This is a genomic window from Streptococcus sp. SCPM-O-B-15304 (M98) (assembly GCF_058200215.1).
This window is the reverse complement of the sequence record NZ_JBYQGQ010000022.1, coordinates 1-10305: the sequence shown is the minus strand read 5'-3', so window position 1 is coordinate 10305 and position 10305 is coordinate 1. Positions and strand designations below refer to the sequence as shown.

At 31.4% G+C, this 10305-nt stretch carries 10 protein-coding genes; 3 read left to right on the top strand and 7 right to left on the bottom strand.

The window, feature by feature from the left end; all coding sequences use genetic code 11:
* Window positions 1-91: 91 nt before the first annotated feature.
* The 4 genes from AC3E7H_RS09770 to AC3E7H_RS09755 all read right to left on the bottom strand — a co-directional run bounded on the left by AC3E7H_RS09770 (window position 92) and on the right by AC3E7H_RS09755 (window position 5314).
* Window positions 92-1477: a DnaD domain protein gene (locus tag AC3E7H_RS09770; RefSeq protein WP_490676494.1), complete on the bottom strand. Its 1386-nt coding sequence runs from the start codon at window positions 1475-1477 to the stop codon at window positions 92-94.
* 360 nt (window positions 1478-1837) lie between these two features.
* Complete coding sequence (locus AC3E7H_RS09765) at window positions 1838-3136, bottom strand: plasmid recombination protein (protein ID WP_490676493.1); 1299 nt, start codon at window positions 3134-3136, stop codon at window positions 1838-1840.
* Window positions 3137-3910: 774 nt separating this feature from the next.
* Entirely contained in the window at window positions 3911-4159 is a 249-nt protein-coding gene (locus AC3E7H_RS09760; RefSeq protein ID WP_490676492.1) for a hypothetical protein, read from the bottom strand.
* A gap of 153 nt (window positions 4160-4312) precedes the next feature.
* Window positions 4313-5314: a type IV toxin-antitoxin system AbiEi family antitoxin domain-containing protein gene (locus AC3E7H_RS09755; RefSeq protein WP_490676491.1), complete on the bottom strand. Its 1002-nt coding sequence runs from the start codon at window positions 5312-5314 to the stop codon at window positions 4313-4315.
* A gap of 223 nt (window positions 5315-5537) precedes the next feature.
* Between AC3E7H_RS09755 and AC3E7H_RS09750 the strand changes: the two genes are divergently transcribed.
* The 3 genes from AC3E7H_RS09750 (at window position 5538) to AC3E7H_RS09740 (ending at window position 8371) form a co-directional block, all read left to right on the top strand.
* On the top strand, window positions 5538-6446 hold the full coding sequence (locus tag AC3E7H_RS09750; protein ID WP_490676490.1) for a nucleotidyl transferase AbiEii/AbiGii toxin family protein: 909 nt from the start codon (window positions 5538-5540) through the stop codon (window positions 6444-6446).
* Window positions 6447-6849: 403 nt separating this feature from the next.
* Entirely contained in the window at window positions 6850-7677 is an 828-nt protein-coding gene (locus tag AC3E7H_RS09745; protein WP_490676489.1) for an ABC transporter ATP-binding protein, read from the top strand.
* A 1-nt stretch (window position 7678) separates the two neighbouring features.
* Window positions 7679-8371: a hypothetical protein gene (locus tag AC3E7H_RS09740; protein WP_490676488.1), complete on the top strand. Its 693-nt coding sequence runs from the start codon at window positions 7679-7681 to the stop codon at window positions 8369-8371.
* A gap of 495 nt (window positions 8372-8866) precedes the next feature.
* Here the strand turns inward: AC3E7H_RS09740 and AC3E7H_RS09735 are convergent, their stop codons facing one another.
* The 3 genes from AC3E7H_RS09735 to AC3E7H_RS09725 form a co-directional block, all read right to left on the bottom strand.
* A complete protein-coding gene (locus AC3E7H_RS09735) occupies window positions 8867-9049 on the bottom strand; it encodes a type IIL restriction-modification enzyme MmeI (RefSeq protein ID WP_490676487.1) in 183 nt (60 codons plus the stop codon).
* 177 nt (window positions 9050-9226) lie between these two features.
* Window positions 9227-9739 carry a GrpB family protein gene (locus AC3E7H_RS09730; protein ID WP_490676486.1) on the bottom strand — a complete coding sequence of 171 codons (513 nt, stop codon included), beginning with the start codon at window positions 9737-9739 and terminating at the stop codon, window positions 9227-9229.
* Between the two features lie 127 nt (window positions 9740-9866).
* Window positions 9867-10244 (bottom strand): hypothetical protein, encoded by a 378-nt coding sequence (locus tag AC3E7H_RS09725; protein WP_490676485.1) that lies wholly within the window; start codon window positions 10242-10244, stop codon window positions 9867-9869.
* Window positions 10245-10305: the final 61 nt, after the last annotated feature.

The following is a 10305-nucleotide window of genomic DNA, read 5'->3' as shown; positions in this document are numbered from 1 at the left end:
CATATTCTACACAATTCTACACACATATTTTCATAAAAACACTTAAATAAGTGGCAAAAAAAAGCAGTTTACTGCTGCTTTTTAAAATTGATTATTGTTTTCCTTCCTTCCCTCGTTTATCTGACCATAGATTCATAGCAGCTTCAAACTCTGGGCTGATTTCTACATCATCAGGGTTAGGCAAAGGATCGTATGAAGGGCCATAGGTATCATCATGTAGCTTCCTAGCATCTGCTAATGAAGTTACATTATTATCTGACCATTCCTGCAATGTTGTCACAATATAATTAAGTGAGCTAGCTCCATTCTGAAGATACAAATTGTAAGCATACTCAAGTAATTGCTCCCTATATTCTTCAGAGAATTTTAGAATTTCTACTACAATAGACTCTTTTACAGAATTGGTTACATTTGGAAACTTATTAAAAAAATCTGTGTATTGCTCTAATAACTCTACATCTTCTTTCTGATTTTCAATCAAATTCTGAGCTGATTTAAATGTATCTCTGATTTTTTTAGCTTTAGCGATTGCTTTGCTTGCTTGTTCTCTATCAAGCAGTTGAGGATCTTTAAGTTGACTCAATAAGACAACATCTTCTTTACTTGTTAGATTAAGCTTGCTTAGCTGAACATAAAAATCATGCATAAGACTAATTTGCTTTTCTGTTGAAGGCAATTTAACTTTCTCTTGTGACCAATAAAGATTAATTCCAACAATACGTCTGCTTTCTTTAATGGGTTCCATTTTTACATCTAGACCAGTATTTTTATTAATACTCACAAGCGCTGGAATTAAATGTTTAGTTTTAATAGCATTAAATCGTTCCATACTCTTGCCGTTAGCTTTAAAAATTCCTCTTAATTCTTCTAAACTGAGACTGAGTTTTTTCTTATTTTGAGCAGTTGCAATTAATAAATGCTCGTACAAACTTTGGCCCCTGGAGTTAAGTTTTGAGAAAGTAGCAAGATTATAAATTAATGGATTATCCTCTTTTGAGCGTAAAAGATCAATGATCGGAGTTAAACGTTTCTTACCAATCGGGGTAGAATTGAAAGTAAGATGATAAATCCCTCGACTATATGAATAGTCACTAAAAATCAAAATTCCTTTAGCTTTCCCATTCTGAGGATTTGCAACCATCTCTTCATCCATCATCAAAAGACTATTTTCTGCAATTGTTTTTAAATCTTTTAAAATCCTTCTAGTATCATATTTTTGATAATTTTGATTATTTAAAAACTTACTCAAAGCGGTTAATGAAAACTCTGATTCAGCAAAATCATCTTCAATATTTGCATTAAGTAATGCAAACGAGAATAGTACATTTTGAGAAGAATTCATTTTATTTGCAAGATTAGTGATCAATAAATTCCGACTCTTAGCAAGTTCTGATCTTTCTATATTTGATAACTTCCAGACTTCCTCGTTATCATTATGTATCTGTTTTACTTCTTTAGCAGTTGTTTTTTCTGACATTTGTGCCCTCATTTTATTGTTAAGCACATTATAACACTTTTTTTTGCTAAAAACAACCATTCTCGGTTTTGGTGTGACATAGTTGAGTTTTTCTTATATAATATTTTTAATAGCGAAATGACGAACACAAAAATCAAACCCCGCATTTTCGTTTACTTTACCCCGCATTTTGGTGTACTTTACCCCGCATTCTTGTTTACTTTACCCCGCATTCTTGTTTACTTTACCCCGCATTTTGGTGTACTTTAATAAATAGAATCCCTCTGTTATAGGGTTTTTAGACCCTTAAATCCCTTCCTACTATTACTATTACTATTACATACTGAGGAGGAGAAAAGAATAAAGGTTCCCTTAATTTATCTAACGATCTAAATCAAAATCTTGCCACAAACCTCCTTCAATTTCAGCTTCTTGACGTTCATAGATTTTATCTGAGATCTCATTTTTTTCCTCTTCAGATAAATATCTTTCAAACTCTGATTTAAAGCGTTTATAAGTATCAGCTTCTTCCTTAGCCTTGAAATACTTATCCCAAGCATTTCGATTCTCTTTTTCCAATTTAGTTTTCTCTTTTTGGAATTCTGCTTTCAGTTCTTTGATTACGTTCTTTAAAGATGAAATTGTAGAATGTAACTTTTTAATGAACCCTATTTGAAGAATAGACTCTTTAAAATCGTTCAACAAATTCGACAATGGACTATAGTTCGCCTTCATGGCTATTCTATCAAACTCATCTTCAGGAACAATCACAACACGTTCACGGTTATTAAATAGCCCTCGCTCTTTGATTTCAAATTGACTTTTATCTACTTCGGTTTCACTGATCATTTTAAGACGTAACATAGCATTGATAGTCTCATCTTCTAGTTTTGCTTTATCCAACTCTTCGGACATGTTTGCGACCTCATTCTTTAAGTGCTGCAGTTCCTTCTCTTCTTGCTGCTTCTGTAATTCGATTTGTCGCATAGTTTCTTTATATTCTCGCATATCCTTAATATCATTCGTCTGACCTAACTTGCGTTCGATATTAAGGTTTTTCATAAAGTATTGAATCCTATCAATTTCATGATCACGAAATTGTTTCAGTTGGCCACGGCCTTTTTCTTTAAATCCTTCCTGGAGGAGAGCTTTTGAAAAAGATGGTTGTTTTGAAAGACCATTTTTATATCCATCAGCAATAGGAACAACGTTAAAATGAGCGTGAGGAGCTCCATCTTCGTCTAAATGGACAACTGCATTATAGATGACTAAATGATCGTGCCGTTCATTAAAATCTCTTACGTAGCTTGCTAGAGCCTCTCCTACTTTTCTTTTTTTCTTTAAATCCATCTTTTCCCAGTCGGATTTATTACCTACTGAGACTACAAATTCACGTTGCAGATCTAATGTCTTTGATTTTTTAACGTGTTTGTAGTAGTCTTCAATTTTTCTATCCTTCCTCCGTTGTTTTGAATTGTAAGTATTTAAAGCATCGTCAAATTCATCGTGATAGACTTCTTTTATGTCACGTTTAATAATCGTTATATTTTCGTGGGACAATGCACGATTGATATGCTTGTGTTCATTACTCTTAAATTCTTCTTCGCTCAATTCTCTGTTATTATGGCGTATATTTGTCATGCCAGTTTTTGTTTTGAAAGAAATGGTCATTTGATTCATTCGTCTGTTTCCTCTCTTACTATTGTGATAGTAGTATGCCATAAAAAACAAAAGATAATAAAAATTTTTTAAAATTTCCGTTAAAAACGTGATTAGCAAATTTATTTGAGCATTTGTTTTTCAAAAAGATGGTCTTATATAGTGACCATCTTTTTGAAATTTATGGATTACTATACAAGCCCATCTTTTTGAAATTTATGGATTACTATACAAGCCCATCTTTTTGAAATTTATGGATTACTATACAAGCCCATCTTTTCAAAATTTATGGATTACTATACAAGCCCATCTTTTCAAAATTTATGGATTACTATATAAGTCCATCTTTTTAGAATTTATGGAACACTATATAAGTCCATCTTTTTAGGATTTATGGAACACTATATAAGTCCACGTTTTTAGAATTTATGGACTACTATATAAATCCATCTTTTTAGAATTCATGGATTACTATATAAGCCCATCTTTTTAGGATTTATGGAACACTATATAAGTCCATGATTTTTAAATCTATGGATTTCTATATAGTTTCAGCAGTTTAAAGAGAAACATTTAGCCCAAAATGTTGGGCTACGGCGTGGGGCTATCGCTATTCCACGCCAACTATTGTCGATATGTAATCAGTTGAAAATAAAAATATCTTTCTCGGATCAAGCAGAGTTTCTGTTACTCTTTGTCAAAGAGTAATGTTTTTGTAGTTTTGACATTGCTGCGCAACGTACAAAACTAAAACGCTCTGCCGAGGGCCATGGGTTGCACCCCTTTTTTGGCCCATCATGGTCCAAAAAATTCACTGCGTTTTTCGGCCAACAAAGTGGACTCGAAAAAAATCGGCGCGAACACCGCACCGAAAAAATTGCCCACTGCAATTTTTGCTTGCCCATCTTTTGCTAACAAAATAATTTCAGCTTCGCTAAAATTATCAGCAAAAGAATGGTCTTCACCCGTCGCACGAACTAGCGTGCGATTTGTCCGCGAACCACGCAGACAAAAAAGAGAGCTTGGAATCTCGCTATCAATCATTACTAAATTATTAATCGAAACGTGGCTTCGTTTATCTTTTTCATGATCGTAATAATTAATGGAGATTGCCTTATAAAAAAGAGACTTAATTTGAAGTCTCTTTTTTTTATTTTCTACAAATATCTTCCACTATAAGTAATATCTCATAACTTTTTAGGAAATATCATCTATGCTTCTTGGATAGAGTACCCCTAATTCCTCATCTTCTTTTGGGGCTATCATTTGATAGTCAAGGTAGAATGTCAAATGATTTCTAGGATCATTCTTATATTTCTTAAACTCTGACTTGTAATTATAGTCTGCATTCTTCAAATAGAAAGCAAGTGATTTATAGTATGGGTAAGAATGATTAAATTTTTCAAGATACTCCCAAATCTTTTTAATATTTATATTTTCAGCCCGAATAAAGGCATCAAGAATTTCAGAAACGCCTCCACTATATCCAGGCCTTACCATAGCATCAATTAGCGTTCTCTCAATATTTGTAGTTTTGATAGGCTTTGAAAAACCAATGACATCCTTAGATATAACGCCTGTATTATGAGTATTTTTTGAATTTAGAACGTGTACTTTATAAGATGTGCCGTCGTAACTAAAAGAGTAAATCATATTGGTCCGTCGCATTTTTTTTGAGAATGCATAGTCAATCCGTCCCTGAGATATATTGTTCCCATCTCTTAAATAAGAACTTTTGGGGAATTGTTCTTTATTAATATAGATATCTTTAGGAGCATTAATAGTCAAGTCATGAATATACATAGCACTGTAATGAGATAAAAAAGAATTAGATAGTAACGACAAAGCAATTTCGTAAGGAGAAACGTAGGTATAAGATGCTACATAACGATTTATATAATCACCTTTATATTCATTCATGATTTTTATGGATTTAAAAAGCTCGAGCTTATCAACGACAATCTCGATAAATTTATTCAATGTAGCCTTTGACTTAAGTTTCCCTGTGTTTTTACCTTCCTCGAACTCCTCTTTAAATTTTTTAATAATTGCTATTATAGAAGTTCTGTTTAAAATATTTCCAAAATTCATTTGGGCTTCTAATACAATTTCGTCAGAATATTTTATAAAACCATAGACGTCTTTTTTTATATCATATTTTTTTAAAATCTCTTCAATTTCATAATCTGTAAGGGCCATCTAAACAAACTCCTGAGTTATTTTTATAAACAATCTTTTCTATAAGGTATGGTATATATACCATACCTTAAATTAACTTTTAATTAGGAACCTAAAGCTATGGTATATATACCATAGCTTAATTATACAATAAAAAATTTTAAAAACAAGAGGTTCTCTATATATTGTCTATTTAATAATGCTATAATATAGAGTAAAATACAGTATTTTATAGGATTTACTTATGACACCAAATAAAATGACGCCAGATAAAATTAGAAATACCATTTTAAAAGCAATTTACTCAGATAATGACCTGAAGGAAGATTTAGTTCTAAAAGGTGGCAATGCTTTAAAATTTTATGACATAACTGATCGCGCATCTCAAGATTTAGATTTCTCAATCAAAGAATCTATAAGATATCAAAAAGAGAACGAAGGGGAAAAATTACGAGCTTTAATTTTAGATGCCTTTCGGCAAGTTGGTTTTTTAGTTGTTGGATTTAAATTCATTGAAAAACCTCAAAAAAGGAAAAAAGACTTGCCTCCATATTGGGGAGGATATAAGATTTCTTTTACGATAGTCGATATAGAAAAGCATCAAGATAAAATAGATTCACAGGATCTTGATAATATGAAGGAGCTAAGTAAATACGGAGAAGATTTAGAAAATAATAGAAAAAAGATAGAAATAGATTTGAGCTATGATGAGTATGTTGCTGATAAAAAAAGTTATGATTTAGAAGGAACAACTATTTATTTATATAGTCCATTAATGCTTGTCTATGAGAAAATAAGAGCATCCTGTCAGCAGCTCGAAGATTACAAGTTAGTCGGTAATAAAACACGTGCTCGAGATCTATACGATATCTATAAAATCTTAACAAATCCGAAACAAGCTAATTTACGTGAAGCTGTACTTGATCAAGACAATTTTTATATATTAGAAAATATTTTTAAAGCGAAAGATGTCCCCCTTGAACTCATGTTAAAATTAGATAGTAAAGAGTCAGATTTAGCTGAAGATTATAAAACAAAAGTTATCCCTCAAATAGTTTCTAGTGAAACTGAAGACTTTGATTATATCTTTTTTTACAACAAAGACTTGTTCGAAAAACTATTTGAAGAATATCAAAATTATAAACAAGAATAATAAAGTTTTAATTCTGAAAAAATCTTCCTTAATTCTCACATTATGTAGTATTTTTGTTACCTGCAGGGGGCATCTAAATCAACAGGAAAAAGCCTTAATTTCAAGGCTTTTTTGTTTATTTAAAACAAATAGATTTGTACCACCTCTTCTATATAAACTAGAAAATACACCTTTACTCTCATTCACAGATTATAATACGATAAGTTAAAAAACTATCTGCGAATAAAGTGCATCTCAAAAATTAGCAAACTAAAGAACAAGTCTTGCTTTATCTTTTAAATCTTAGTATTATAGATTTAAAACTTTAGGAATAAGCCTATGAACTGGTAAATAAAGTTCCTGTATTCCAATTTATCGTGATGCTAACAAGTCACGTAATAATTTTCTAAAAGAAAGATATAAAATGAACGATAGTATCTTAATTTCAAATCTTACCAAAAAATTTAAAGATAAAACAGCACTCAAGGAAATCAGTCTCTCAATAAGTAGTGGAAAAATATTTGGTTTTTTAGGACCATCTGGTGCTGGCAAAACTACGACAATCAATATTTTAACCGGTCAGTTACCACCTGATGAAGGAGAGGTTAAAATCTTAGGAAAAGATTGCACCCAATTAACCTCTGACGACTTTTTAGAATTAGGAATTATGAGTGATAATGTAGGCTTCTATGATAGACTATCTCTGTACGATAATCTTTTATTTTTTGCTAAATTCCACAATGTAGAAATATCATATCTAGATCATTTATTAAAGCGATTGAAGTTATATGATGATCGATTTAATAAAGCAGAGAAGTTATCAACTGGAATGAAACAACGAATGTTGTTAATTCGGGCGATTCTACATTCACCAAAAGTAATTTTTTTAGATGAACCAACTTCTGGAATGGATCCAACCCTATCTCAAATCGTTCATGAACTACTACTAGAAATTAAAAACTCTGGGGCAACTATTTTTTTAACAACTCATAACATGGATGAGGCGACCAAATTATGTGATTCAATCGCTTTGCTTCATGAAGGAAAAATCGTTGAACAAGGTTCGCCTCGGGAGATTATTGATAAGTACAGTCAGACTGATAAGGTTAAAATAAGCTATTTTGATGGAAGAGAGATAATTGTTCCTAAAGAGGAAGCTTATAAGTATCTAGGAGAGAATACTAAAACGATCAATACTCTAGAAACAAGCCTTGAGAGTATCTTTATTCAATTAACAGGAGACAAATTATAATATGCTTAAACGATTTTTTAGTTTGTTATGGTTACGGTATAGATACCTTCTTCATAACAAAATAATTCTATTTGTATGTGTATTCACACCAATAGTCGACTTCTCACTTTTAAACTTTGTGCCAGATGTTCGTGGTTCGGTCTTTTTAATGAGTATGGCGATTATTACCATCTATAGTCTGACTGCTGGAACTTTTACTACACTAATCATCAGCGAAGAAAAAGATAAAAAGAATTTAAGAACGTTGATTTTAACAGGAGTCAAAACTCCAGAGTATATTTTTTCTACAATCTTATTTCCATTTCTATTTTCAATTATAGGTGTTTGGGTGATGCCTATTACTTTTGGCATCTCAATACCTAATCTTGCTCTATATTCATTAGTAACCTTCCTTACGATACTTTGTTTTATATTGGTCAACTTTGCAATAGCTTTGTTTAGTAAGAATCAAACACAAGCCTCTGCTGTAAGTCTAATATTCTATCTTGTCATTATGACTCTCCCTATGTTTTCGAGCATAAATAAATTTGCTAAATTATTAACAGATTTTTCTCTATTAGGAGCGCATAATCAATATGTTAATGATATCTCTGCCTTCAGTCTTTATAACATACAAATTTTAGCATTGTTACTTTGGATCATGTTAATGTCCGCACTTGTATATACGGGATTCGTCTGGAATAAGAAACATTGAGATGATGTAAGCAATTAATCGAGCCTAGGTTACTGATAAAATAATTTTTTGCCCCATTTTTAAATCATGACATTGGAAATACCTAAAAGTACTTCCCTAAAATCACTTATATTTCAATATTTTTAATTACTCTCAATATGAAAATTCTTTCCAAATCCATGAAATTGTTATCATCACAACTTTCCGAAAAATTGGTCTTTTTCGGAAAGTTTGATTAAGGGTTTCTCGTAAGTCCTTGGGGCTCTAAGAGTCTAGATGATTAGTTGTTTACGTAAAAAACTGAAAAGCTCTCAGAATTGTCATGTCTGCATCAAAAATGCAGAGTTTTTGTATAAAATCCCGCAAATCGAAGTCGATTATACAAAAAAATAGACCTAAATTAGGTCTATTTTGTTAACTCTTCATACATCTCAAATAATCTTGCTACTGTTTCACTTTCTGTTAACCAAGTTTTCTTCCCGTCTACGATTTTTGTCATACCATAAGCTTCCATAACTACTCGATCATTTTTTTTTGGTGTGCTGTTCTCAGATTAGAAGGCATAATATTGTCATCGTACAACGCAGCAAGACTGCTTGTAGAATATTTAGCTCTTACTTTTAGTATCTCTTGCGCAGTTAACTCTATTGCTTTTTTCTCTTGTTCACTAATATCTAACCAAGGGAAAGTATTGTACACAATAGTATTTGAACTTGTATATAGTTTTTTAATTCTTTATTTGTATCGGAGCTAAATCCAATGCTACTGCATCCCCCATATAAAGCTTGATAACTTCATTTTCTAAGCGTCTGAGAGATATAATTTTTTCATATTTATGTGATATATTGAAACAAAAAAATTAGAACGGTTAAAAACTTACAATAGACCGCATTGATTATAAATTTTTTCAATAACACCTGATTTATATTCTATATATTTATCTATATTATCCGGAAATAAAACAGCAGCTCTTTCTTTAACTTTTGAATATTCATCCACTAACTCAGAATGTTGACTTAAATAATTTCTAAAAGTAATATGTTTAAATAATTCTTCAGAGTCTTTAGGACATACATATAAATGATGTGTCATTAAATCATTTTTATTAATATACGAAAAAGCCTCTCTATCTCTAATACCTAAATCGCCTTCATGCACATACCCTTTACGTTCAAGCAATTTTTTTAAAATTAGAAACTTATCATTTTCAATAACAATATCCAAATCAATTATTGGTTTTGCTGACATCCCTTCAACCGAAGTACTACCTACGTGTTCAATCTTAATTACATTCTGAATGATTTCTTTTCCAAGTGATTCTACTATTTTTTCAAATTCTTCTTTCCATTTTGGATTCCATTTTTCAACTACAACATTTCGTGTCCTCATAATCTATTTACCTATATAACTCCCTTTCCTCTATTTTCCCAACGTTTAATAAACGCCTGGGCATTTTTCTTTTAAAATTTATCAAAATGAAATCCTCACTTCCAAAATTTCTACTAGCTATAGACCATTATTTATTCTTCTTACTAGAAAACAATCGTTTCCACCAGCTTTGTTTTGTTTCTAAAAGTAGAGTTTCATTTTTTATTGTGAGTGCTCCAATCAACTGGAGTTGATTATTATTAGTCTCTAACATTTCAGCAATTTGTTTATCTTTTTGCTCAATTTGAGAAACATAAAAGCTACGTTCAGTCTCAAAATCAGCACGAATTTGCTCAATTTGCTCGTGTAGAACCTCTGCTACACGATTGCTAGCATCTGTATAGCTCTCTTCTACAATACAGCGATCTACTATGTATTGTGTAATTGTTTTGTTATCATTTTTAGCTAGTTCTACCAGTTTCTCCTTTTGTTCTTTTGAAACTCTCACGCTGATTTGAACGCTCATTTTTCCTCCTAGGTTTTTTATTTGCTACACAAATATAGCACTATGTATAGATACATTGTAG